The sequence below is a fragment of the Halomonas koreensis genome, from assembly GCF_031451675.1.
Lineage (GTDB): Bacteria > Pseudomonadota > Gammaproteobacteria > Pseudomonadales > Halomonadaceae > Halomonas > Halomonas koreensis.
This window is the reverse complement of the sequence record NZ_JARWAK010000011.1, coordinates 84,255-107,234: the sequence shown is the minus strand read 5'-3', so window position 1 is coordinate 107,234 and position 22,980 is coordinate 84,255. Positions and strand designations below refer to the sequence as shown.

Here is a 22,980-nt window from a genome sequence, read left to right as displayed (position 1 = left end):
CTTCAGTTTTTTGTCGTTGATGACGAGCGGGGATCACTCGTCTCCCAGCGCAAGCAGTGACGCGTTGCCGCCGAGCGCGGCGGTGTTGACGGTCACCGTCTTTTCCGTGGCGAACCGCAGCAGGTAGTTCGGGCCACCCGCCTTCGGGCCTGTACCGGAGAGGCCCTGGCCGCCGAACGGCTGGACCCCCACGACGGCTCCGATGATATTGCGGTTCACGTAGACGTTACCAACGCGGACTTTCTGCGCTATTTCATCGGCGAACGACTCGTTGCGGCTGTGCACGCCGAAGGTCAGGCCGTAGCCGCGACCGTTGATCGACTCGATCACCCGGTCGATCTCGCTGGCCTGGTAGCGCACGATGTGCAGGATCGGGCCGAACTGCTCCCGCTCCAGGGCCTCGATGCCGTCGATCTGGAAGGCCGCGGGGGCGATGAAGGTGCCGTTGGCGGTATGCGCCGGGTCGAGCCGGGTCTCGGCGACCAGGCGCCCCTCGCCCTTGAGCCGGTCGATGTGCGCCTGCAGGGCCTGGCGGGCCTCCTCGTCGATCACCGGGCCCACGTCGGTGCCCAGGTCGCGGGGATCGCCCACCTGCAGTTCGGCCATGGCGCCGTCGAGGATCTCGATGACCCGGTCGGCCACGTCGTCCTGGAGGTAGAGCACCCGCAGCGCCGAGCAGCGCTGGCCGGCGCTCTGGAAGGCCGAGTGGATGACATCGGCCACTACCTGCTCGGGCAGGGCGGTGGAGTCGACGATCATGGCGTTCATGCCGCCGGTCTCGGCCACCAGGGTCGGCAGCGCGGCGTTCTCGCGGCTGGCCAGGGCGCGGTTGATGACCTGGGCGGTGTCGGTGCCGCCGGTGAAGACCACCCCGGTGACGCGCGGGTCGCTGGTCAGCACGCTGCCCACGGTGGGGCCGTCGCCGGGCAGCAGCTGGACCACGTCGCGGGGCATGCCGGCCTCGTGGAGCAGCTCGACGACCCGGTGGGCGACGATGGAGGTCTGCTCGGCGGGCTTGGCCAGCACGGTGTTGCCGGCCACCGCCGTGGCCACCACCTGGCCGCAGAAGATCGCCACCGGGAAGTTCCAGGGGCTGATCGCGGCGAACACCCCCTTGCCGCCCATCATCAGGTCGTTGGACTCGCCGGTCGGCCCGGGCAGGCGGGTCGGCTCGGCGAAGATCTCCTCGGCGCGGGCCGCGTAGTAGCGGCAGAAGTCCACCGCCTCGCGGATCTCGTCGACGCCGTCGGTGAGCAGCTTTCCGCCCTCCCGGGAGCACAGCGCCATCAGCTCGGCCAGGTGGGTCTCCATCAGGTCGGCGAAGCGGCGCAGGATGGCGGCGCGCTCGGCGACCGGCGTGGCGTCCCAGCGCGGGAAGGCCGCCCAGGCGGCGTCCAGCGCCTGCTGGGCCTGCTCCTGGCTGGTCCACAGCACGCTGCCCACGGTCTGGCGGCGATCATAGGGGCTGGTGACCTCGTGGACCCGGGCCGGGTCGGTGGCCACGTCGAAGGCCAGCAGCGGCCGGGCCTCGTACCGGGTGTCCATGTGGGCGGCCATGGCGTCCATCAGCGGCTGGTACTGGCTGCGGATGTTCAAGTTCACTCCCTGTGAGTTCTTGCGGTTGGGCCCGTAGATATCGCGGGGCAGGGGGATGCGGTTGTTGGCCAGGGTGTCGTACTGGCGCAGCGTCTGGGCCGGATGCTCGCACAGCGACTCCACCGGTACCTTGGGGTCGACCAGCTGGTGGACGAACGACGAGTTGGCGCCGTTCTCGAGCAGCCGGCGCACCAGGTAGGGCAGCAGGTCCTTGTGAGCCCCCACCGGCGCATAGATGCGGCAGTAGGTGCCCCGGGGGGCGCGCTTCAGCGCCGCGTCATACAGGGCCTCGCCCATGCCGTGCAGGCGCTGGAACTCGAAGGCGCGGTCCGCCCGGTTGGCCTGCTCCAGGATGGTGCTGATGGTGTGGGCGTTGTGGGTGGCGAACTGCGGGAAGATCCGGCCGCGGGTGGCGTCGGAGAGCAGGAAGCGCGCGCACACCAGGTAGGCGACGTCGGTGGCCGCCTTGCGGGTGAACACCGGGTAGCCGTCCACGCCGAGCTGCTGGGACTCCTTGATCTCGGTGTCCCAGTAGGCGCCCTTGACCAGGCGCAGCGGGATCTCGTCGCCCTGGGCGTCGGCCAGGCGATTGATGTAGTGCAGCACCGGCAGGGCGCGCTTGGCGTAGGCCTGGACCACCAGGCCGAACTTGCCCCAGCCGCGGCAGGTGTCGCTCTCGTAGACGGCGCGGAACACTTCCAGGGACAGCTCCAGGCGGTCGACCTCCTCGGCGTCGATGGTCACCGCCACGTCGCGCTCCCGGGCCATGGCGGCCAGCTCGCGGACGCTGCCGACCAGCTCGCGCAGCACCTGCTCGCGGCGGCCGAACTCGTAGCGCGGGTGCAGCGCCGAGAGCTTGATGGAGATCGAGGGCGTCGGGGTCCTGTCGGACAGCGAGCGGCTGGTCTTGCCGACGCGCTCGATGGCCCGCGCGTAGTCGTCGAAGTAGCGCTTGGCGTCGCGGCGGGTGCGCGCGGCCTCGCCGAGCATGTCGTAGGAGTAGGTGTACCCCTTGTCGAACAGCGGCTTGGAGCGCTTCAGGGCCTCGTCGATGTCCCGGCCGAGCACGAACTGCTTGCCCATGATCTTCATGGCCTCGTACATGGCGCGGCGGATCACCGGCTCGCCCATGCGATTGACCATCCGGTTGATGAAGCCCGACGGCTTGCCTTCCCGCGGCTGGTCCATGGTGACCACCCGGCCGGTCATCAGCAGGCCCCAGGTGGAGGCGTTGACCATCCAGGACTCGCTCTGGCCCAGGTGGGCCTTCCAGTCGGCCGGGCCGAGCTTGTCTTCGATCAGGGCGTCGGCGGTGGCCTTGTCGGGGATGCGCAGCATGGCCTCGGCCAGGCACATCAGCATCAGCCCCTCATGGGTGTCCAGGCTGTACTGCTGCAGGAGCTCGTCGATGGTATCCACCGCGGTGTCCATCTCGCGGATCTCGCGCACCAGCTCGGCGGTCTTCTCCGCGGTGCGGGCGAAGTCCTCCCGGCCGGCGCCGAGGGCCTGGATCAGCTCCTCGACGAAGGCGTCCTCGTCGACCACATAGTGCTCGCTGATGCGCGCGAAGAGGGTGTCGAGATCCTGACGCCAGGTGGCGTCATCCAGCATCTTGTTGGCGTTGAGCATGTCGGTCCCCCGGTAGAAGCCCGTCGTCACAGGGTATGGTCCCGGTCGCCGGCACGGCCGTCCCGGCGGTCTCGGGGTATTCTGAGAAGGGTAGGGCGCATCCACGGGCTCTGCTTGTCGAATCCGCGGAGGGATTTGACGGATTCGCGGATTATCGACGCACCGGGGAACTTTCTACGACTTAGGTCTAAGCCGTCGAGGGGCGATGGTGCAGCCGCTGCGGCGACAGCCGGCGCAGCTGGCTGGGCGGGTGGCCATAGTCGCGGCGGAAGGCGCGCGACAGGGCGCTCTGGTTGGTGAAGCCGGTGAGGGCGGCGACCTCGGACAGCGGCAGGTGGCTCTCGCGGATCAGCCGGTGGGCGGCCTCGAGCCGGCGGCGCATCACGTAGCGCCAGGGCGACAGCCCGGTCTGGGCGCGGAAGCGCTCGGTGAAGTGGGCCTCGCTCAGGCAGGCCTCGGCCGCGAGGTCGGCGACCCGCAGGCCGCCGGCCAGATGGCGGTCGATGAAGCGGTCCAGCGCCGCCAGGTCCAGCGGCCGCCCGCCGCCGGCGGGGGCCTCGGCCAGGCGGGCGTGCAGCGAGCCCAGCAGCGTGCCGGCGAGCCGCTCCTGGTGCAGCGGCGACAGGGCGCCCTGGCCGCCGAGCAGGCGCAGCTCCTGCAGCACGAAGTCCAGGTAGCGGGCCAGGGGATCGTCCAGGTCGAAGAAGCGGGGCGCGTCGAACAGGCGGGCCAGCTCGTGGTGGTGGCCGGTCAGCGACAGGGCGTCGTGGGGCAGGTCCAGGATCAGCTGGCGGTTGTCGCCGGTGCCCACGTAGTAATGCAGGTGGTTGGCCGGCACGATGCAGCCGGACAGCGCCGAGATGGAGCCGCCGAGCCCCTCGATCTCGAAGTCCGCGCGGCCGCTCAGCCCGATCACGATCTGGTGGAAGTCGTGGGCGTGGTGGCGGATGGCGGTATCGAGCGGGGTCTGGCGGATGGCGCTGGTCATGGTTGCCCTCCGGCGCGTGGTTCGCGGCATCACACACAGTGTACCGGAAGCCGCCTCAACGCTCACTCACGAGACGGGCGTCGCCTCAGTTCGGTGCGGGCGGCCAGGTGGTCGCGCAGGGCGGCCAGCTCGGCCTGGCCCTCGTCGTCCAGCAGCGGCTTGCCCCGCGCCACCCGGCCGTGCCGGCCATGCTCGTCCATCAGCCGCTGGGCGCGTCGACGCACGCCTTCCAGGTAGTCGTCGTGGCGGATCGGATAGCCTATCACGGCATTCCATTCGGTCTCGCCGACCCGGCTCTCCAGGGCACGGTCGAACAGCGACAGCAGGTGTTCCGGCTCGGTGCGGTAGCGCGGGGTACGCGACAGCATCAGGACGGCGACCATGCCGCCGATGATCAGCAGGCAGACGAGGAAGACGGTCAGGAAGAGGGCCATGGCGCGCTGCCGGCGAGGAAGCGATGGAGCGGGTGAAGGGAATCGAACCCTCGTCTTAAGCTTGGGAAGCTTCTGCTCTACCATTGAGCTACACCCGCGCGCAGGTTTGCCAGTATATCCAGTGGCTTAATGATTACAACCCCCGGCTTGCGGACAGCCAGCGTGAAAAATTTTCCTCGTCGCCTGAACTTTCCGCGCCAAGACTGTCAGAACAGGTGCAGACAACGGGCGCGATGGCAGTCGCTAGCACTGTTGTTCTGGCTTGCAGAATCGATCCTTGCCGCCTCATTCCGATGGGGCGGCTTCTTTTTTTGTGCCGATCACACGACGACACCCGGCGCCGGGCCGGGTGTCCAGTGGCGTGTGGGTATGCTCAGGCGTGGCGCATGCGCAGCACGGCGTTGAGTACGTCGCGACGGGTGACGATGCCGACCAGCCGCCCCTGCTCGGTCACCGGATAGACCTTGGGCTTGGCGCCCAGCATCTCCTGGGCCAGGTCGGTGATGCTCTTGGAAGGCAGCACCGAGAGCACCTCGTTGCGCATCAGGTCCTCGACCAGCGGCGGCTCGTCGTCGAGATAGGCGCTCTCCAGCAGCTTGCCGAGCACGTCCTGCTCGGAGATGAAGCCGATCAGCCGGTCATGGCCGTCGACCACGGGAGCCCCGGGCAGCCGGTGCAACGACAGCCCCTCGGCCAGGGTGGTGGCGGAGGTCTTGCCGCTGACCCGGTAGCAGTCGCGGGACATGATCTCGCGCACGATGGTGGGAGCCTTGCTGGGCATGGCGATTCTCCTTGTGCCGGTTGGGACCTGATCGCCGGGGTGCCCCGATCCGGGCGACTTCCCTGCGCCCGGCGGGCGGCCGGGCACCGCAGCGCGTCTCGCGTTCAGCATAGCCGACGGCGACGTCGGCGCACCTCGCGCCCCGCCAACGGTGCCGGCGCTGGAACCCCGGCTTGTGCCGCCACTCCAACAAGGCACAATGCCGCATCCACCGACCGATGGAGACGCCTCATGGATGCCCGTGAATATCTCGCCCGCAAGGGTCTGGACGGCGAGCGCGACCGCGAGCGACCCAACACCCTGGAGGAGAAGGCCTGGTCCCGAGCCCGGGAGGCCGGCGAGCACCGGCCCCGGGCCGGCACGCCCCACGACTGGGAGGACTGGGAGCGTTACCACGATGAGCTGGCCGAGGGGGCCGAGTCGCTGGAGCAGAAGGTCGATCACCAGGCGCACCGCCAGGCGCTGGGCGAGGCGCGCGACGCCGTTCAGCAGTTCACCCCCCGGGCCGGGGAGGCCGCGACCCTGGCCGGCGCCGGTGAGCGCGACGCCTCGCCGGCGTCCGCCGGGCGTGACCCGGCGCCGCACGGGGCGCCGGGTCACGCGGGTCCGGTGCGCCCGGAGCCCTTCGTCGCCCTGGTGGCCCTGGGCGTGCTGCTGCCGCCGCTGGCCATGGGCCTGGCGGGCGGGGGCGGCCGCCGGGTGCTCGTCGCCCTGGGCCTGACCCTGCTGGGCTGGCTGCCGGGGGCGATCTACGCGGTGCACTGGCTGCGCCGCCGCTGAGCCTTGGCAGTCCGGATGCCGTCGGTATAATCCACGCTCGCCTCGCTTCTCCAAACGGAGTGGAACCTTGGGCTATCTCGTCGGCATCACCGTCCTCTGGGCCTTCTCGTTCTCGCTGATCGGCGTCTACCTGGCCGGCCAGGTGGACAGTTATTTCGCGGTGATGGTGCGCATCGCGCTGGCGGCGCTGGTCTTCCTGCCGCTGCTGCGCCCGCGCCTGCTGGCAGGCCGGCAGCGGCTGGCGCTGATGGGCCTGGGCGCGGTCCAGCTGGGGCTGATGTACTGCTTCTTCTACCAGTCCTTCCTGCTGCTCTCGGTGCCGGAGGTGCTGCTGTTCACGGTGCTGACGCCGCTGTACATCGCACTGCTCGACGACCTGCTGTTCCGCCGCTTCACGCCCTTCCACCTGGTGACCGCCGGCCTGGCGGTGCTGGGGGCGGCGCTGATCCGCTACCGCGGCCTCGACGGCGACTACTGGCTGGGCTTCCTGGTGGTGCAGGGCGCCAACCTGTGCTTCGCCCTGGGGCAGGTGGGCTATCGGCGGCTCTCCGCCGGCCTGCCCGAGTCGCTGCCGCGGCTGGCGGTCTTCGGCTGGTTCTACCTGGGGGCGCTGGCGGTGGCCCTGCCGGCCTTCCTGCTGCTGGGCAACGCTTCGGCCCTGCCCGCGACCCCGCTGCAGTGGGGCGTGCTGGCCTGGCTGGGGCTGGTGGCCTCCGGGGTCGGCTACTTCCTGTGGAACCACGGGGCCACCCGCGTCGACGCCGGCTCCCTGGCGGTGATGAACAACGCCCTGGTGCCGGCGGGGCTGCTGGTCAACCTGCTGATCTGGAATCGCGACGCCGACCTGCCGCGCCTGGCGCTGGGCGGTGGCATCATCCTGGCGTCGCTGCTGATCAACGAGTGGTGGCAGCGCCGGCGGGTCCCGCGCCCGGCCTGAGGGCGGTTTGCCCGGCTCGGCCCCAGTCGACATAATGAGGCCTCGCGAAGCGAAGGACCCGCGCATGCACGCCTTCAAGAACATCGGCCTGATCGGCCGCCTGGGCAGCGCCAAGGTGGTCGAGACCCTCAAGCGGCTGTGTCGTTTCCTGGACGACGCGGGCTATCACGTGATCATCGAGGACCGCACCGCCACGGTGCTGCTGGGGCACGGCCATCCCGAGGCCAGCCGCCGGCGGCTGGGCGAGCTCTGCGACCTGGTGATCGTGGTCGGCGGCGACGGCAGCCTGCTCGGCGCCGCCCGCACCCTGTGCCACAGCGGCACCCTGGTGCTGGGCGTCAACCGCGGGCGGCTGGGCTTTCTCACCGATATCTCCCCCGACGAGCTCGAGGAGCGGGTCGGCGAGGTGCTGGCCGGTCGCTACGAGCTGGAGGAACGCTTCCTGCTGGATGCCGAGCTCTATCGCGACGACGCCCTGGTCGGCAACGGCGACGCCCTGAACGAGGTGGTGCTGCACCCCGGCAAGGCGGTGCGGATGATCGAGTTCGAGCTGTTCATCGACGGGCAGTTCGTCCACAGCCAGCGCAGCGACGGCCTGATCGTCGCTACCCCCACCGGCTCCACGGCCTATGCGCTGTCCGGCGGGGGGCCGATCATGCACCCCCGGCTCGAGGTCGTCACCCTGGTGCCGATGTTTCCCCACACCCTGTCGAGCCGGCCCATCGCCATCGATGCCGCCAGCGAGATCCGCATCCACATCGGCGAGACCAACCAGACCTACCCGCATATCAGCTGCGACGGCCAGACCCGCGCCGTGGCCAAGCCCGACGATGTCCTGGTGATCCGTCGCAAGCCCCAGCGGGTGCAGCTGGTGCATCCCCTGGGCCACAATTTCTATGAGGTCCTGCGCAGCAAGCTGGGCTGGAGCAATCGCCTGGGAGACTGAGGTGAATCGAGCGCCCCTGGAAGGCTATGACCTGATCGGCGACGTCCACGGCTGCGGGGCGACCCTGGCCGCGCTGCTCGAGCGTCTCGGCTACCACCAGCGCGGCGGCGTCTATCGCCATCCCCGACGCAAGGTGATCTTCCTCGGCGACCTCATCGATCGCGGCCCCCGGATCCGCCTGGCGGTGACCATCGCCCGGCGCATGGTGGAGGAGGGCGAGGCATTGATCGTGATGGGCAATCACGAGATCAATGCTTTGGCCTACTGCCACCGGGCCCCGCCCGAGCTGGCGCGGCCCTGGCTGCGCGAGCACACGCCCCGCCACAATCGCATCGTCAAGGAGACCCTGGAGCAGTACCGCGACCATCCCCAGGAGTGGGAGGAGGTGCTGGACTGGTTCCTGGAGATTCCCCTCTGCCTGGAGCAGGACGGCCTGCGGGTCGTGCATGCCTGCTGGGATCCCGCCCTGATCGACGAGCTGCGCCGGACGCGCCCCGATGCCCGCATCGACCTGGACTTCCTGACCGCCGCGGTGCGGCCCGACACCCGGGAGTTCCGCATCCTCGACCGGCTCACCCGGGGCAGCCACATCCCGTTGCCCGAGGGCGTGCAGATCCATTCCGGCGACGGCTTCACCCGGCGCAGCTTCCGGGCCCACTTCTGGGCTCGGGCGCCCCGGACCTGGGGCGATGTGGTCTTCCAGCCCGACAACCTGCCGGGCGACCTGGAGCGGCGCGAATTGAGCGACGCCGAGCGCGGGCGGCTGAGCTACTACGGGCCGGACGAGCCGCCGCTGTTCATCGGCCACTACTGGTGCGAGGGGGTGCCGGCCCTGCCGGCGCCGAACATCGCCTGCCTGGACTACAGCGCGGTGAAGTTCGGCCGGCTGGTGGCCTACCGCTGGAGCGGCGAGGCGCGCCTGGACGCCAATCACTTCGTGTGGATCCGCGTGCCCCGGGAGGAGCAGGCGCGGCCGCAGCCCTGGGAGATCGATTGCGATTGATACAAAACGTTACTTAAATCGCGACTACTGTTGCGAACTTACCGCCATCGGACGCGTCGGAGTAGGTGTTCCCTTGAATGATCCCTTGCTCTTGTCCGGCGGCTCCCTCCGCCGGACTTTTTCTTGTGTGGGGCTGCCCCGCCCGATGCCCCTCTGCCGCCTGGAGACGCCATGTATCGGGTGATGCTGCTCCCCCATGATCTCGACACCCGCGAGCTGCGGCGCGCGCTCTGGGCCCATCGCATCGGCCACTTCTTCACCGACGAGCAGGAGGGGCAGGTGCTGTGGCTGGTCGACCCCGGGCAGCGCGAGGCCATGCAGCGGCTGCTGGCCCGGTGGCAGCGCGGCGAGTCGCTGATGCCCGAGGGTGCGCCCCGGGCGCGGCCGTCGCTGCCGCCCTGGCTGGCGCCCCTGCGTCGCGCCCCGGTCACCGGCACGGCCCTGGTGGCGTGCCTGGCGGTCTTCGCCGTCATGGGGTTGCTCGGCGACCGGGTGATCGCCGCCCTGACCGTGGTGCCGGTGGGCGTGGCGCAGGGCCAGCTGGCCTTCGGCAGCCTGGGTGACACCCTGGCCTCGGGGCAGGTGTGGCGGCTGCTGTCGCCGGCCTTCCTGCACTTCGGCTGGATGCACCTGATCTTCAACATGCTGTGGCTGTGGTTCTTCGGCCGCCAGATCGAGACCCTGCACGGCAGCGGCCGCATGCTGCTGTTGCTGCTGGCCGCCGGCATCGGCGGCAACCTGGCCCAGTACGCCACCGGCACCGTGCTGTTCGGCGGCATGTCCGGCGTCGACTTCGCCCTGCTCGGCTATGTCTGGCTGATGTCGCGCCGGCGCCCGGGCGACGGCTTCTTCGTGCCCCAGATGCTGGTGGTCTTCATGCTCGGCTGGATGGTCTTCACCATGACCGATGTGGCCGAGCTGTTCGGCTTCGGCAATGTGGCCAACGAGGCTCACCTGGGCGGCCTGGTCGTGGGCCTGGTGCTGGGCTGGTATCATTCGCGACCACGCCGTGTCCGGCGATGAATTCCCTTCTTTCGCTGCCTCCCGGAGAAGCCGCCATGAGCGATATGACCTTCGAGCGCATGATCCAGCAGATGACGCCCGCCATCTACGAGAGCCTCAAGCAGGCGGTGGCCCTGCGCAAGTGGCCGGACGGTCGCTTCCTGACCGCCGAGCAGACCGAGCTCTGCCTGGAGGCGGTGATGCGCTTCGAGGTGGAGAACGGCGTGCCCGAGGAGCAGCGGGTGGGCTACCTGGAGCGGCGCACCTGCGGCGCCGACAGCGGCGGCGCGGGCGTCTCGCCGCAGATGGCCGGCCTGGGCCGGGATGCCAGCGGTGACTGACGCCGTCGTCCTGCGGGGCTGCCTGGCCAAGATGGCCGTCGAGCCGGGCTCGCCGGCCCGCTACGCCCTGCGCGCCGGCGAGGCGCGGCTCGACCTCGACGCTCGGCTGGGCCGGCCGCTGCGCCTGACCTGGACCGGCGCCATCGCCTGTACCCACTGCGGGCGCGCGACCCGCAAGAGCTTCGGCCAGGGGCACTGCTACCCCTGCTTCAAGAAGCTGGCCCGCTGCGACACCTGCATCATGAAGCCGGAGTTGTGCCACTTCTTCGAGGGCACCTGCCGCGAGCCCGAGTGGGGCGAGCGTCACTGCTTCCAGCCCCACCTGATCTACCTGGCCAATGCCTCGGGGCTCAAGGTCGGCATCACCCGCGCCACCCAGGTGCCGACCCGCTGGCTCGATCAGGGCGCCGTCCAGGCGCTGCCGATCCTGGCGGTGGATACCCGCCAGCAGTCCGGCTTCGTCGAGGTGCTGTTCAAGGAAGAGGTCTCGGATCGCACCAACTGGCGGGCCATGCTCAAGGGCGAGACGCCCGAGCTGGACCTGGTGGCCGAGCGCGACCGCCTGCTCGAGCGGCTGGCCGGCGGCCTGGCCAACCTGCGCGAGCGCTTCGGCGGCGACGCCATCCGCCCCCTCGACGAGGCGCCGCGAACCTTCGACTATCCGGTGCTCGAGTATCCCCGCAAGGTGGTCTCCCACAACTTCGACAAGGCCCCCGAGGTGGCCGGCACCCTGATGGGCATCAAGGGCCAGTACCTGATCCTCGACAGCGGGGTGATCAACCTGCGCAAGTTCACCGGCTACGAGGTCACCGTCGAGGCCTGAGGGCCGATCGTCTGTCCTGGGTCATGCCGGGCGGTGACGCCCGCTCAGCGCCGGCCCCCATGGGCTATGCTCGGGGCGTGTCCCGCGGAGGAGCCTCCCATGAGCGAGATGCGCGCCATGCGCCTGCATGCCCCGCACCGGCCGTTGCAGCCGGAAACCCTGCCCCGGCCCGAGCCCGGCCCCGGCGAGGTGCGCGTGCGGGTACTGGCCTGCGGGGTCTGCCGCACCGACCTGCATGTGGTGGACGGCGAACTCGAGCGTCCCCGGCTGCCGCTGATCCCCGGCCACGAGATCGTCGGCGAGGTCGATGCCCTGGGCGAGGGCGTCGGCGACCCGGCGCCCGGCCAGCGGGTGGGCGTGCCCTGGCTGGGCTGGACCTGCGGCGAATGCGCGCCCTGCCGGGCCGGCCGCGAGAACCTCTGCGAGCGCGCCGAGTTCACCGGCTACACCCGGGACGGCGGCTACGCCGAGTACTGCGTGGCCGACGCCCGCTACTGCTTCCCGCTGCCGGCCGAGGATGCCCGGGCCGCCGCGCCCCTGCTGTGCGCCGGGCTGATCGGCTATCGCACCTGGCGGCTGGCCGGGGGCGACGCCCCGCGACGGCTGGGGATCTACGGCTTCGGCGCCGCCGCCCATATCCTCGCCCAGCTGGCGATCGCCCGGGGCCAGACCCTGTATGCCTTCACCCGGCCCGGCGACACGGCGGCCCAGGCCTTCGCCCGGCGCCTCGGCGCCGCCTGGGCCGGCGGCAGCGACGAGGCACCCCCCGAGCCGCTGGACGCCGCCCTGCTGTTCGCCCCGGTGGGCGCGCTGGTGCCCATCGCGCTCTCGCACGTGCGCCCCGGCGGCTGCGTGGTCTCCGGCGGTATCCACATGTCCGACATCCCGTCCTTCCCCTACCGGCTGCTGTGGGAGGAACGCAGCCTCAAGTCGGTGGCCAACCTCACCCGCCGCGACGGCGAGGAGTTCCTCGCGCTGGCCCCCCAGGTGCCGATCCGCACCGAGACCGTCGCCTACCCGCTGGAGGAGGCCAACCGGGCCCTGGACGACCTGCGCCAGGGTCGCCTCTCGGGGGCCGCGGTGCTGGTGCCCTGACTTAGGACGCCGAGCCGGCGAGTGCCTACGACGGGAAGGCGAACTGCGATCCCTCCCGCAGCCCGGCCGAGGGCCAGCGCTGGGTGACGGTCTTGCGCCGGGTGTAGAAGCGCGCCCCGTCGGGGCCATAGGCGGCCAGGTCGCCGAACAGCGAGCGCTTCCAGCCGCCGAAGCTGTGGTAGGCCACCGGCACCGGCAGCGGCACGTTGATGCCGACCATGCCCACCTGGATGCGGTCGGCGAAGTAGCGGGCCGCCTCGCCGTCGCGGGTGTAGATGCAGGTGCCGTTGCCGTACTCGTGATCGTCGATCAGCTTCATGGCCGCCTCCATCGAGTCGACGCGCACCACCAGCAGCACCGGGCCGAAGATCTCCTCGAGATAGCAGGTCATGTCGGGCGTCACGCGGTCGATCAGGGTGCCGCCCACGTAGAAGCCGTCCTCGTGCCCCGGCACCTGGACCCCACGGCCGTCGACCACGACCTCGGCGCCCTGGGCCTCGGCGCCGGCGATATAGCCGCAGACCTTCTCCAGGTGGGCCCGGGTGATCACCGGACCGAAGTCGTTATCGGCGTCGTGGAAGGGGCCGACCCGAAGGCTGGCCATCCGGGCCCGCATCTTGTCGATCAGCGCCTCGGCGGCCGCGTCGCCCACGGCCACGGCCACCGACAGCGCCATGCAACGCTCGCCGGAGGACCCGAAGGCCGCCCCGGTCAGGGAGTCGACCACGTTGTCCATGTCGGCGTCGGGCATCACGATGGCGTGGTTCTTGGCGCCGCCCAGCGCCTGGCAGCGCTTGCCGTTGGCGCAGGCGCGGCCGTAGATGTATTCCGCGATCGGCGTGGAGCCGACGAAGCTGACGGCCTGGACGCGGGCGTCGTCGAGCAGGGCATCGACGGCCGCCTTGTCGCCGTTGACCACGTTGAGCACCCCGGCGGGGAGGCCCGCCTCCAGCGCCAGCTCGGCGAGGTAGAGGGTCGAGGTCGGATCGCGCTCCGAGGGCTTGAGCACGAAGGTGTTGCCGCAGGCGATGGCCATCGGGAACATCCACAACGGCACCATGGCCGGGAAGTTGAACGGCGTGATGCCGGCCACCACCCCCAGCGGCTGGAAGTCGCTCCAGGAGTCGATGCCGGGCCCGGTGTTCTTGCTGTACTCGCCCTTGAGCAGCTCCGGCGCGCCGCAGGCGTACTCGACGTTCTCGATGCCGCGGGCGAGCTCGCCCCTGGCGTCGTGGACGATCTTGCCGTGCTCCTGGCCGATCAGCCGGCAGATCTCGTCGGCGTGCTGCTCCAGCAGCGCCTTGAAGCGGAACAGGATGCGCGCCCGCTTGGCGGGCGGGGTGTCCCGCCAGGCCGGGAAGGCGGCCTGGGCGGCGGCGATGGCCTCCTCCACGGTGGCCCTGGAGGCCAGGCCGACCCGGCCGGCGACCTCGCCGGTGGAGGGGTTGTAGAGTTCCTGGGTGCGCGCGGCGTCGTCGACCCGGACGCCGTCGATCAGATGGCCGAGTGTGGTCATGGAGTTACCTCTCGAAGTCACCGTTATGGGGTGAGGTGAGTGAGACATCATTCACAAACGTCGGGCGAGATGAGCGCCGGGGACAAGGCGGCGCGAGGGTCTTTTGCCCATGGACGGCAAAAGTAGCGCCCATGGAAGGGTTTACAGCGCCCTCGCGAAGGCTTGACGCCGGGAAAGCTCATCTCGTTAACCGGCTTGTGTAAAGCAGCTTTTGGTTGGGCTCGCCGATGGCTCAGTCCAGTTCGCCGAGGGCGTCGCCCAGGGCATTGACGAGGCGATCGATCTCCTCGCGCTCGACGATGAAGGGCAGGCCGAGCTGGATGGTGTCGCCGCCGTAGCGCACGTAGAAGCCCTTCTCCCAGCACTTCATGGCGATCTCGAAGGGGCGTCGCGCCGGCTCGCCGGGGTAGGGCGCGATCTGCAGGGCGCCGGCCAGCCCGTAGTTGCGGATGTCGCTGACGTGGCGGCTGCCCTTCAGGCCGTGCAGGGCGTCCTCGAAGAGCGGGGCCATCTCGCGCACGCGCTCGACCAGGCGCTCGCTCTCCAGCAGGTCCAGGGTGGCCAGGGCCGCGGCACAGGCCACCGGATGGCCCGAGTAGGTGTAGCCGTGGGGCAGCTCGAGCATGTAGTCGGGGCCGCCCTGCTCCATGAAGGTGCGATAGATCTCGCCCTGGACGATCACCGCGCCCATGGGCACCGCGCCGTTGGTCAGCTGCTTGGCGACGTTCATGATGTCCGGCACCACGCCGAAGGCCTCGGCGCCGGTCATCGCCCCCATGCGGCCGAAGCCGGTGATCACCTCGTCGAAGATCAGCAGGATGTCGTGGGCGTCGCAGATCTCGCGCAGCCGCCGGAGGTAGCCCCTGGGCGGCGGGATCACCCCGGCCGAGCCGGCCAGCGGCTCGACGATCACCGCGGCGATGTTGGAGGCGTCATGCAGGGCGATCAGCTCCAGCAGCTCCTCGGCCTTCTCGGCGCCGCGCTCGGGCAGCCCGCGGGTGAAGGCGTTGTCCGGCAGCAGGGTGTGGGGCAGGTGGTCGGCGTCGACGCCCTGGCCGAACAGGGCGCGATTGGCGCCGATCCCCCCCAGGCTGATGCCGCCGAAGTTGACGCCGTGATAGCCCTTGGCGCGGCCGATCAGCTTGGTCTTGGTCGGCCGGCCCTTCTTGCGCCAGTAGGCTCGGGCGATCTTCAGAGCGGTGTCGGCGCTCTCCGAGCCGGAGCCGGTGAAGAAGGCGTGGTCGAGGCCGTCGGGCGTCAGCTCCCGCAGGCGGTGGGCCAGCTCGAAGGCCTTGGGGTGGCCGAACTGGAAGGCCGGGGCATAGTCCAGCTCGGCGAGCTGGCGGCCGACCGCCTCGGTGATCTCCGGGCGGCAGTGGCCGGCGCCGCAGGTCCACAGGCCGGAGAGGCCGTCGAAGACCTGCCGCCCCCGGGCATCGGTGAGGTAGCTGCCCGCGGCGCCGGTGATGATGCGCGGGTCGCGCTTGAACTGGCGGTTGCCGGTGTAGGGCATCCAGTAGGCATCCAGCTGCGCCGGGCCAAGGCCCGCGGCGTGTGGGACGTCTCGATCCGACATGGGGCACCCCCGTGATTGGGCCGTTGTGGTGTCATGGTCATGGAACAGGCTAGGCCCGGCCCCGGGTCAGTTAAATTCTGATGTATTTATCTTTGTGTAAGTGTCTGGTTAACTTATCGCGTTCGCCCCGATCGCGAGTCTTCCCCCCGCCGAGCACGAGGACCCGCCATGCCCGCCCGCCGTGGCCCCCTGACGGCCCAGCCCAGCGATGCCGACCTGCGCCTGCTGCGGATCTTCCGCCAGGTGGTGGAATGCGGCGGCTTTTCCGCCGCCGAGGTGGAGCTGAACATCAGCCGGGCGGCGATCAGCATGGCCATGAGCGACCTGGAGACCCGGCTCGGCCTGCGGCTCTGCCGGCGGGGCCGCAGCGGCTTCGCCCTGACCGACGAGGGCGCCGAGGTCTATGAGGCCACCCTGCAGCTTCAGGCGGCGGTGGAAGACTTCCGGACCCGGGTCAACGGCCTGCATGCCCGGCTCAAGGGCGAACTCAACATCGGCATCACCGACAACCTGGTGACCATGCCCGAGATGCACATCACCCATGCGCTCAGCGCCCTCAAGGCGCGGGGCCCGGAGGTGCGCATCAACATCCGCATGATCCCGCCCAGCGACATCGAGCTGGCGGTGCTGGACGGCCGCCTCCACACCGGGGTGATCCCCGCCCTCAAGACCCTGCCCGGGCTCGACTACCTGCCGCTCTATGCCGAGCGCTCGCGGCTCTACTGCGCCAGCGGCCACCCGCTGTTCGAGGCCCAGGAGGTGACCGAGGCGCGGCTGGCCGAGTGCGATGCTGTGGTGCCCGCCTACGCCCAGACGGCCGCCATCAAGGCCTGCCACGAGCCGCTGCGGGCCGACGCCTCGGCCACCGACCGGGAGGGCATCGCCTTCCTGATCCTCTCCGGCCGCTATATCGGCTACCTGCCGACCCACTATGCCGAACGCTGGGTGCGCGACGGCCGGATGCGCGCGCTCAACCCGGCACGCTGGCACTACCTGACCCATTACTGCGCCATCACCCGCAAGGGGGCGCCGCCCAACCTGGTGCTGGACGGCTATCTCGAGGAGCTGAGGCGGCTGGTCGACCCATGAGGCGCGCGCGTCTTCAGTCGAACAGCTCGCCCTGGCGCCGTGGCGGCCGGAAGCCCTCGGTGTCCAGCGGCGGCAGCCCGGGGAAGGCGAGCCGCCGATGGGCCTGGCGGAAGCGCTGGTCGAGCAGCTCGGCGAACACCCCCTGGCCGCGCATGCGGTGGCCGAAGCGGGCGTCATGGTCGCGTCCGCCGCGGCACTGGCGGATCAGGCTCATCACCCTGGCGGCCCGCTCCGGGTAGTGATGGCGCAGCCAGTCCTCGAACAGCGGGGCCACTTCCCGGGGCAGGCGCAGCAGCATCCAGCCGGCGTCCCGGGCGCCGGCCTCCCGGGACGCGCTCAACAGGCGCTCCAGCTCGTGGTCGGTGAGCCCCGGGATCACCGGCGAGATCAGCGAGCCCGTCGGCACCCCGGCCTCGCTCAGCCGCTCGATCACCCGCAGCCGCGTCCCCGGCGCGGCCGCCCGGGGCTCCAGGACGCGCTTCAGCGTCGCGTCCAGGCTGGTCAGGCTGACCATCACCCGCACCAGCCGCCGTTCGGCCAGCGCCTCCAGCAGGTCCAGGTCGCGCAGGACGAGCGCCCCCTTGGTGACCAGGGTGACGGGGTGGCGGCAATCCAGCAGCAGGGCAAGCACCCGCCGGGTGGTGCCCCGCTCGGCCTCGAGCGGCTGGTAGGCGTCGGTGTTGCCGGCCAGGTTGATCGGCCGGCAGGCATAGCGCGGCTGGGCGAGCTCTTCCTCGAGCCGCTCGACCAGGCCGTGACGGGCGATCAGTCGGGTCTCGAAGTCGAGGCCCGGGGACAGGTCCCAGTAGGCATGGCTGGGCCGGGCATAGCAGTAGATGCAGCCGTGCTCGCAGCCGCGGTAGGGATTCAGGGAGCGGTCGAAGGGCAGGTCCGGCGAACGGTTCCAGGCCAGGGCGCTGCGGGCCCGCTCCTCGGCGACCTCGGTGGCCAGCCGTTCGGGCACGGCCTCCTGCCACCAGCCGTCGTCCACGCTCGCGCGCCGGGTGGGGGCGAAGCGGTTGGGGGGATCGAAGGTCGCGCCGCGGCCCTTGCGGGCCAGGGCCTGATCGCGGGGGCGTGCCATGCTCGGCTCCTTTTATGTATTTATGTACAGTATCGGGCGGCGGGGCGCGTCTGTCGAGGTCGGCGGCGGATCGCCCCCCGGCTCTGGTAGCATGTTCGGCCAGACAAGGATGCCCGGAGTCCGCCGTGAACCACTGCCTGCCGACGATCGCCCCCCCGGATGCCGCCTGCGCCGAGCGGGTCGCCCGCTATCTGGACACCCTGACCAAGCCGCCGGGCAGCCTGGGGCGGCTCGAGGCCCTGGCCGTCGCCCTGGCTGGGATCACCGGCGAGGATTTCCCGCGGGTCACGCCTCCCGGCGTGGTGGTCTTCGCCGCCGATCATGGTGTGGCGGAAGAGGGGGTCTCGGCCTTCCCCCAGTCGGTGACCGCGCAGATGGTCGCCAACTTCGTCGCCGGCGGTGCGGCCATCAACGCCTTCGCCCGGCGCCTCGGCGCGCGCCTCGAGGTGGTCGATACGGGGGTGGCCGCCGACCTGTCCGGGGCGGGCATCGTCCATGACAGGGTGCGCTCCGGCACCGCCAACCTGGCCCGCGAGGACGCCATGCGCCGGGACGAGGCCGAGGCGGCGCTCGCGGTCGGCCGCCGCGCCGCGGGGCGCGCCGCCGAGGCGGGCTGTCGTTGCCTGATCGCCGGCGAGATGGGCATCGCCAACACCACCGCCAGCAGCGCCATGCTGGCGGCCCTGACCGGCACTCCCGTCGCCGAGCTGGTGGGGCCCGGCACCGGCGTGTCCGGCGACGCCCTGGCGCGCAAGCGGGCGGTGATCGAGGCGGCGCTGGCCGAGCGGGCGCCGGATCCCGCCGACCCGCTGGGGGTGCTCGCCGCGCTGGGCGGCCTGGAGATCGCCGCCATGGCCGGGGCCTACCTGGAGGCCGCCGCCAGACGGCTGCCGGTTCTCGTCGACGGCTTCATCGCCACGGTGGCCGCGCTCACCGCCTGCCGGCTCGACCCTGCGCTGCGGCCCTACCTGATCTTCGGCCATCGCGCCCGGGAGCCGGGCCATGCCCGGGCCCTGGCGGCGCTCGAGGCCGAGCCGCTGCTGGACCTGGAGCTGCGCCTGGGGGAGGGCACCGGCGCCGCCCTGGCCTTTCCGCTGCTCGAGGCCGCCACCGCCATGCTGGGCGAGATGGCCACCTTCGCCGATGCCGGCGTCGACGGCCGCGAGGCGACCTGATCCCGATGGATGCCCCGCTGCGCCCTGCCACGAGAACCCTGGCCTTCGGCGACGGCCTGATCCTGGCCGCCGATGACGCCTGCGTCCACCTGCGCCACCCTTGGCCGTTGCGCACCCTGAGCAGCGCCCTGGTCGGGGCGGGGCCGGGCTGGGCATGCGACTTCTGCAACTTCCATGTCGACAAGGGCTATGCCGGCGAGGCCCCGGCGCGGGACCTGGCGGCCTGGCTGGCCGGTCGGGGCATTCCCGCGCGGCGGACGGTGGCCATGATGACGGCGGTCCCGCTGTCCCGGCTGGCGCTGGAGCAGGCCGCCGCGGGGCATCGGCGGGTGCTGGCGGCGGTCACCGCCGGGGTCGGCAATGCCGTGGACATCACCGCGCCGGCGGCCGGCGACCCGCGCCTGGTGATCGGCACCCTCAACCTCCAGGTCTTCGTCGACGGCCATCTCACCGACGGCGGCCTGGTCAATGCCGCCTTGTCGGCCGCCGAGGCCAAGGTCCGGGCCCTGGCGGACGCCGGGGTGCGCGACCCGCAGACCGGCACCCCGGCCACCGGCACCTCCACCGATTGCCTGGCCATCGCCGTCACCCAGCGCGGGCCGGCGACGCCCTACGCCGGCTCGGGCACCGCCCTGGGGCGCGCCATCGCCGCCGCCGTTCATGGCGGCATCCTGGCCTCCCTGGCGGCGGGCGGGGAGGGCGGCCCATGATCCCGGCTCCGCTGTCCCTCGAGCTGTTCGGGCTGGTCGCCCTCGCCCTGGCCCTCGACCTGGTGGTCGGCGATCCGCCCTGGCTGCCGCACCCGGTGGTCGGCATCGGCCGCGTCATCGCCCGCCTGGAGCGGGCCTGGAATCATGGCGCGCCGGCCGCGCGCCGGCGTCGCGGCCGCCGGCTGGCGGTCCTGGTGGTGGGCGGCACCGGGGCACTCGCCTGGAGCCTGCTGGCGGCGCTCGAGCGGGTCGCGCCGGGGCTGGCGGTCATCGCCGAGCTGGCGCTGCTGGTCACGGCCTTCGCCTCCCGGGGACTCGCCGAGGCGGCACGGGCGGTGGCCGTGCCCCTGGCCCGGGGCGAGCTGCCCGAGGCGCGCCGCGCCCTGTCGATGATCGTCGGGCGCGACACCGAGACCCTCGACGAGGCCGAGCTGGCCCGCGGGGCGGTGGAGACCGTGGCCGAGAACACCGTGGACGGCATCACCGCCCCGCTGTTCTGGGCGCTGATCGGCGGGGCCCCCCTGGCGCTGGCCTACAAGGCGGTGAATACCCTGGATTCCATGGTCGGCTATCGCAGTCCGCGCTTTGAAGACTTCGGCAAGGCTTCCGCGCGGCTCGACGACGCCGCCAACTGGCTGCCGGCGCGGCTCACCGCCCTGGCGCTGTGGCTGGCGGCCCGGGCGATCCCCGGCAGCCGCACCGCCGGCGCCCTGGCCGCCACCCGCCGCGAGGCGCCGCGTCATCCCAGCCCCAATGCCGGCTGGCCGGAAGCCATGGTGGCCCACCTGCTGGGCGTGCGCCTCGGCGGCCTCAATCGCTACGCCGGTCGGCCTTCCCGGCGGGCCACCCTGGGCACGCCGATCACGCCCCTGACGGCCGGCCACATCGAGCGGGCCATCCGCCTGATGCACGCCGGCTGGCTGGGGTTCCTGGGGCTGATGCTGCCCCTGGTCGCGCTGCGGGAGTGGCTGATATGACGACCGACATGAGGACCGACATGGCATCCCGGATGACAGCGCAGGCACCGGACTGGCCGGCCCACGGCGGGCGCATCGCGCCGCTGCTGGCGCGTTGCGGGCTGCCCGCCGATCATCCGGTGATCGACTTCAGCGCCAACCTCAATCCCCTGGGCCCGCCGGCCTGGCTGCCGGATCGGCTGGCCGCGGCCGGCGAGGCCCTGAGCCGCTATCCGGACCCCGACGACGACCATGCCCGCCGAGCCATCGCCGATCATGAGGGCGTCGCGCCGGAGCGGGTGCTGGTCACCAACGGCGGCGCCGAGGCGATCTACCTGGCCGCGGCCCTGCACGCCGGCGGGCGAGCGCTGGTGGTCGAGCCCGGCTTCGGCGAGTACGCCCGAGCCTGTCGGCACTATGGCCTGGACGTCGTCTCGCTGCCGCTGCGCGGCGAGGCCTTCCGCCTCGATCTTGAGGCGGCGCTGCACGCCCTGGACGGCGTCGACGTCGCCTTCCTGTGCCGGCCCCATAATCCCACCGGCACGCTGATCCCGCGCGCCGACGTCGAGCTGCTGCTGGCCCGGGCGCATGCCACCGGCACCACCCTGGTGGTGGACGAGGCCTTCATCGACTTCACCGAAGGCGACGAACGGCTCACCCCCTGGCTCGACGGGACGCCGCACCTGCTGTTGCTGCGCTCGATGACCAAGCTCTACGACCTGCCAGGGCTGCGCCTGGGCTACCTGCTCGGCGCGCCCGATCGGGTCCGCCGCCTGGCGGCCCTCCAGATGCCGTGGAGCGTCAATGCCCTGGCCCTGTCGCTGGTCGCGCCGCTGCTGGCCGATCGCGACTACCTGGCGCGCACCCGGGCCTGGCTGGCGGCCGAGCGCGCCGCGGTCCCCGCGGCGGTGCGCGATCTCGGCTTCGCGGTGCCGCCCACCCAGGCGAATTTCTTCCTGCTGCGCGGCGGCCCGGATGCCGAGACCAGCGAGTCGCTGTTCGCCTTCCTGCTGCATCGTGGCCTGCTGGCGCGGCACACCCATGGCTTCGCTGGCCTGGACGGGGCCTGGCTGCGCCTGGCCCTGCGCGGGGCGGCGGACAATGCCCGCCTGATCGAGGCCCTGGCCGAGTGGAGGCGGGCATGATCGCCTTCGTCTCCGGCGGGGCGCGCTCGGGCAAGAGCGGCGTGGCCGAGGCGCTGGTCGGCGACCGGCAGGCGGCCCGCGGCGGCGCGCGCTACTATCTCGCCACCGCCCGGGCCGGCGACGCCGAGATGGCCCGCCGGATCGCCCGGCACCGCCGCCAGCGAGGCGAAGGCTGGACGACCCTGGAGGCGCCGTTGGAAATCGCCGGCGCGCTGGACGGTCTCGAGGCGGGCAGCAGCGTGCTGCTCGACTGCCTGACGATCTGGGCCAGTCGGGTGCTGTTCGAGGCCGGCTGGCAGCCGGCCGGGGGGCGGAGGGAGCTGGCCCGGCTGCTGGCGACGGCGCGGCGGCGGGATCTCGACCTGGTGGTGGTCTCCAACGACCTCAACGAGGACCTGCCGCCCCGGGAATCCCTGGTGTGGCGCTACCTGGCCTTCCTGCAGCGCCTGCACCGTGACCTGGCCGCCGAGGCCGATCGGGTCATCGAGGTGGTGGCCGGCCAGCCCATCGACTGGAAGGGAGATGCCCCATGAAGGCGGCGATGTTCGGCCTGCTGCTGGCGGTGCAGTTCCTGACCCGGCTGCCGGTGCCGCTGGCCTGCCCCTGGACGCCGGCCACCCGGCGCTGGGCGGCGCGGGCCTATCCGCTGGTCGGGGCGCTGATGGGGGGGATCCTGGGCGCCGTCGGCACGCTGCTCGAGGCGGTGGTGCCGCTGCCGCTGCTGGCCCTGGCCCTGCTCAGCCTGTGGGTGGCCCTGAGCGGCGGCCTGCATCTCGACGGCCTGATGGACCTGGCCGATGCCCTGGGCAGCAATGCCGCCCTCGAGAAGCGCTGGGCGATCATGAAGGATCCCCAGGTGGGCAGCTTCGGGATACTGGCGCTGGTCTTCCATCTGGCCTGGAAGGGTGCCTTGCTGTGGGCCCTTCTGGACGCCGGGGCGAGCCCCTGGTGGCTGGTGCCGATCGCCGCGCTGGGCCGGCTCGGCGGGGTGGGGCTGCTGGTGGGCATGCAGGCCGCCCGCCCCGAGGGGATGGCCCACGCCTGGCGGCAGAGCCTGACGCGACGCGACCTGCTGCTGGCGGTGCCGGTGCCGCTGGCGCTGCTGGCCTGGGTCCCGGGCGGCGCCTGGCTGGCGCTCGGCCTGGGGGCCTTCATCATCATCTACGGCCTGGCGGTGCGCCGGGCCTTCGGCGGCCTCAACGGCGACATCGTCGGGGCCGCCATCGAGGGAGGAGAACTATGGTTGCTGCTGATCGCCTGGAGCTGGTGGTCGTTCGCCATGGCCTGACGAGCGGGGCCTGTGAAGAGGGGGAGCGCCGATGAGCGATGCTCGCCTGGACGAACCCCGCCGCCTCGACGTGGTGGTCGTGCGTC

The 22,980-nt window shown here is 71.5% G+C and carries 22 protein-coding genes and 1 tRNA gene; 15 read left to right on the top strand and 8 right to left on the bottom strand.

All coding sequences use genetic code 11. From position 1 onward, the window contains the following. Positions 1-33: 33 nt before the first annotated feature. The 5 genes from putA to QC818_RS13090 form a co-directional block, all read right to left on the bottom strand. On the bottom strand, positions 34-3,225 hold the full coding sequence (putA, locus tag QC818_RS13110; protein WP_309653312.1) for a bifunctional proline dehydrogenase/L-glutamate gamma-semialdehyde dehydrogenase PutA: 3,192 nt from the start codon (positions 3,223-3,225) through the stop codon (positions 34-36). A 187-nt stretch (positions 3,226-3,412) separates the two neighbouring features. Next, positions 3,413-4,213 carry an AraC family transcriptional regulator gene (locus tag QC818_RS13105; RefSeq protein ID WP_309653311.1) on the bottom strand — a complete coding sequence of 267 codons (801 nt, stop codon included), beginning with the start codon at positions 4,211-4,213 and terminating at the stop codon, positions 3,413-3,415. A gap of 62 nt (positions 4,214-4,275) precedes the next feature. Next, positions 4,276-4,647, bottom strand: coding sequence for a hypothetical protein (locus tag QC818_RS13100; protein WP_309653310.1), 372 nt, complete (start codon positions 4,645-4,647; stop codon positions 4,276-4,278). Between the two features lie 24 nt (positions 4,648-4,671). After that, positions 4,672-4,745 (bottom strand) — tRNA-Gly (locus QC818_RS13095). 275 nt (positions 4,746-5,020) lie between these two features. Next, entirely contained in the window at positions 5,021-5,428 is a 408-nt protein-coding gene (locus tag QC818_RS13090) for a CBS domain-containing protein (protein WP_309653309.1), read from the bottom strand. Positions 5,429-5,659: 231 nt separating this feature from the next. Here QC818_RS13090 and QC818_RS13085 point away from each other — a divergent pair, with 231 nt between their 5' ends. From QC818_RS13085 to QC818_RS13050, 8 genes are all read left to right on the top strand, one after another. Then, the gene (locus tag QC818_RS13085; RefSeq protein ID WP_309653308.1) at positions 5,660-6,208 is read left to right on the top strand and encodes a YqaE/Pmp3 family membrane protein; all 549 of its coding nucleotides are present in this window, start codon (positions 5,660-5,662) and stop codon (positions 6,206-6,208) included. A 67-nt stretch (positions 6,209-6,275) separates the two neighbouring features. Next, complete coding sequence (locus tag QC818_RS13080; RefSeq protein WP_309653307.1) at positions 6,276-7,145, top strand: carboxylate/amino acid/amine transporter; 870 nt, start codon at positions 6,276-6,278, stop codon at positions 7,143-7,145. Positions 7,146-7,209: 64 nt separating this feature from the next. Further along, a complete protein-coding gene (locus tag QC818_RS13075; RefSeq protein WP_309653306.1) occupies positions 7,210-8,091 on the top strand; it encodes an NAD(+) kinase in 882 nt (293 codons plus the stop codon). A gap of 16 nt (positions 8,092-8,107) precedes the next feature. Beyond that, a complete protein-coding gene (locus QC818_RS13070) occupies positions 8,108-9,094 on the top strand; it encodes a metallophosphoesterase (protein WP_309653378.1) in 987 nt (328 codons plus the stop codon). A 171-nt stretch (positions 9,095-9,265) separates the two neighbouring features. Further along, positions 9,266-10,117: a rhomboid family intramembrane serine protease gene (locus QC818_RS13065; RefSeq protein WP_309653305.1), complete on the top strand. Its 852-nt coding sequence runs from the start codon at positions 9,266-9,268 to the stop codon at positions 10,115-10,117. Positions 10,118-10,152: 35 nt separating this feature from the next. Continuing rightward, positions 10,153-10,437 carry a YeaC family protein gene (locus QC818_RS13060; protein WP_309653304.1) on the top strand — a complete coding sequence of 95 codons (285 nt, stop codon included), beginning with the start codon at positions 10,153-10,155 and terminating at the stop codon, positions 10,435-10,437. After that, a complete protein-coding gene (locus QC818_RS13055; protein ID WP_309653303.1) occupies positions 10,421-11,260 on the top strand; it encodes a DUF2797 domain-containing protein in 840 nt (279 codons plus the stop codon). The genes QC818_RS13060 and QC818_RS13055 overlap by 17 nt, the downstream gene beginning before the upstream one ends. A 99-nt stretch (positions 11,261-11,359) precedes the next feature. Continuing rightward, on the top strand, positions 11,360-12,355 hold the full coding sequence (locus QC818_RS13050; protein ID WP_309653302.1) for a zinc-dependent alcohol dehydrogenase family protein: 996 nt from the start codon (positions 11,360-11,362) through the stop codon (positions 12,353-12,355). A gap of 25 nt (positions 12,356-12,380) precedes the next feature. Here QC818_RS13050 and QC818_RS13045 read toward each other — a convergent pair whose 3' ends face one another. Then, on the bottom strand, positions 12,381-13,871 hold the full coding sequence (locus tag QC818_RS13045; RefSeq protein WP_309653301.1) for a CoA-acylating methylmalonate-semialdehyde dehydrogenase: 1,491 nt from the start codon (positions 13,869-13,871) through the stop codon (positions 12,381-12,383). Between the two features lie 232 nt (positions 13,872-14,103). Then, complete coding sequence (aptA, locus tag QC818_RS13040) at positions 14,104-15,447, bottom strand: omega-aminotransferase AptA (RefSeq protein ID WP_309653300.1); 1,344 nt, start codon at positions 15,445-15,447, stop codon at positions 14,104-14,106. 168 nt (positions 15,448-15,615) lie between these two features. Here aptA and QC818_RS13035 point away from each other — a divergent pair, with 168 nt between their 5' ends. Next, the gene (locus QC818_RS13035) at positions 15,616-16,536 is read left to right on the top strand and encodes a LysR family transcriptional regulator (RefSeq protein WP_309653299.1); all 921 of its coding nucleotides are present in this window, start codon (positions 15,616-15,618) and stop codon (positions 16,534-16,536) included. A 13-nt stretch (positions 16,537-16,549) separates the two neighbouring features. Here the strand turns inward: QC818_RS13035 and QC818_RS13030 are convergent, their stop codons facing one another. Next, positions 16,550-17,620, bottom strand: a complete 1,071-nt coding sequence (locus QC818_RS13030; RefSeq protein ID WP_309653298.1) for a PA0069 family radical SAM protein — start codon at positions 17,618-17,620, stop codon at positions 16,550-16,552. A 125-nt stretch (positions 17,621-17,745) separates the two neighbouring features. On the opposite strand from QC818_RS13030, the gene cobT reads away from it, so the two are divergent. The 6 genes from cobT to cobS are packed head-to-tail and all read left to right on the top strand — an operon-like array spanning position 17,746 to position 22,894. Next, positions 17,746-18,795 (top strand): nicotinate-nucleotide--dimethylbenzimidazole phosphoribosyltransferase, encoded by a 1,050-nt coding sequence (cobT, locus tag QC818_RS13025; protein ID WP_374710091.1) that lies wholly within the window; start codon positions 17,746-17,748, stop codon positions 18,793-18,795. Positions 18,796-18,800: 5 nt separating this feature from the next. Next, positions 18,801-19,505 (top strand): adenosylcobinamide amidohydrolase, encoded by a 705-nt coding sequence (locus QC818_RS13020; protein ID WP_309653297.1) that lies wholly within the window; start codon positions 18,801-18,803, stop codon positions 19,503-19,505. After that, entirely contained in the window at positions 19,502-20,482 is a 981-nt protein-coding gene (cbiB, locus tag QC818_RS13015) for an adenosylcobinamide-phosphate synthase CbiB (protein ID WP_309653296.1), read from the top strand. The genes QC818_RS13020 and cbiB overlap by 4 nt, the downstream gene beginning before the upstream one ends. A gap of 32 nt (positions 20,483-20,514) precedes the next feature. Then, positions 20,515-21,606 carry a threonine-phosphate decarboxylase CobD gene (gene cobD, locus QC818_RS13010; RefSeq protein WP_309653295.1) on the top strand — a complete coding sequence of 364 codons (1,092 nt, stop codon included), beginning with the start codon at positions 20,515-20,517 and terminating at the stop codon, positions 21,604-21,606. Then, a complete protein-coding gene (locus tag QC818_RS13005) occupies positions 21,603-22,139 on the top strand; it encodes a bifunctional adenosylcobinamide kinase/adenosylcobinamide-phosphate guanylyltransferase (RefSeq protein WP_309653294.1) in 537 nt (178 codons plus the stop codon). Before cobD ends, QC818_RS13005 begins: the two co-directional genes overlap by 4 nt. Then, complete coding sequence (gene cobS, locus QC818_RS13000; RefSeq protein WP_309653293.1) at positions 22,136-22,894, top strand: adenosylcobinamide-GDP ribazoletransferase; 759 nt, start codon at positions 22,136-22,138, stop codon at positions 22,892-22,894. Before QC818_RS13005 ends, cobS begins: the two co-directional genes overlap by 4 nt. The last annotated feature ends 86 nt before the right edge of the window (positions 22,895-22,980 follow it).

Excerpts from the sequence above, each read along its gene's own strand:
- cobS (WP_309653293.1), top strand. The coding sequence starts at position 22,136 with ATGAAGGCGGCGATGTTCGGCCTGCTGCTGGCGGTGCAGTTCCTGACC.
- aptA (WP_309653300.1), bottom strand. The coding sequence starts at position 15,447 with ATGTCGGATCGAGACGTCCCACACGCCGCGGGCCTTGGCCCGGCGCAG.
- QC818_RS13020 (WP_309653297.1), top strand. The coding sequence starts at position 18,801 with ATGGATGCCCCGCTGCGCCCTGCCACGAGAACCCTGGCCTTCGGCGAC.
- QC818_RS13030 (WP_309653298.1), bottom strand. The coding sequence starts at position 17,620 with ATGGCACGCCCCCGCGATCAGGCCCTGGCCCGCAAGGGCCGCGGCGCG.
- QC818_RS13065 (WP_309653305.1), top strand. The coding sequence starts at position 9,266 with ATGTATCGGGTGATGCTGCTCCCCCATGATCTCGACACCCGCGAGCTG.
- QC818_RS13045 (WP_309653301.1), bottom strand. The coding sequence starts at position 13,871 with ATGACCACACTCGGCCATCTGATCGACGGCGTCCGGGTCGACGACGCC.
- putA (WP_309653312.1), bottom strand. The coding sequence starts at position 3,225 with ATGCTCAACGCCAACAAGATGCTGGATGACGCCACCTGGCGTCAGGAT.
- QC818_RS13105 (WP_309653311.1), bottom strand. The coding sequence starts at position 4,213 with ATGACCAGCGCCATCCGCCAGACCCCGCTCGATACCGCCATCCGCCAC.
- QC818_RS13005 (WP_309653294.1), top strand. The coding sequence starts at position 21,603 with ATGATCGCCTTCGTCTCCGGCGGGGCGCGCTCGGGCAAGAGCGGCGTG.
- QC818_RS13075 (WP_309653306.1), top strand. The coding sequence starts at position 7,210 with ATGCACGCCTTCAAGAACATCGGCCTGATCGGCCGCCTGGGCAGCGCC.
- QC818_RS13060 (WP_309653304.1), top strand. The coding sequence starts at position 10,153 with ATGAGCGATATGACCTTCGAGCGCATGATCCAGCAGATGACGCCCGCC.
- cbiB (WP_309653296.1), top strand. The coding sequence starts at position 19,502 with ATGATCCCGGCTCCGCTGTCCCTCGAGCTGTTCGGGCTGGTCGCCCTC.
- QC818_RS13090 (WP_309653309.1), bottom strand. The coding sequence starts at position 5,428 with ATGCCCAGCAAGGCTCCCACCATCGTGCGCGAGATCATGTCCCGCGAC.
- cobD (WP_309653295.1), top strand. The coding sequence starts at position 20,515 with ATGACAGCGCAGGCACCGGACTGGCCGGCCCACGGCGGGCGCATCGCG.
- QC818_RS13100 (WP_309653310.1), bottom strand. The coding sequence starts at position 4,647 with ATGGCCCTCTTCCTGACCGTCTTCCTCGTCTGCCTGCTGATCATCGGC.
- QC818_RS13085 (WP_309653308.1), top strand. The coding sequence starts at position 5,660 with ATGGATGCCCGTGAATATCTCGCCCGCAAGGGTCTGGACGGCGAGCGC.
- QC818_RS13035 (WP_309653299.1), top strand. The coding sequence starts at position 15,616 with ATGCCCGCCCGCCGTGGCCCCCTGACGGCCCAGCCCAGCGATGCCGAC.
- QC818_RS13050 (WP_309653302.1), top strand. The coding sequence starts at position 11,360 with ATGAGCGAGATGCGCGCCATGCGCCTGCATGCCCCGCACCGGCCGTTG.
- QC818_RS13055 (WP_309653303.1), top strand. The coding sequence starts at position 10,421 with ATGCCAGCGGTGACTGACGCCGTCGTCCTGCGGGGCTGCCTGGCCAAG.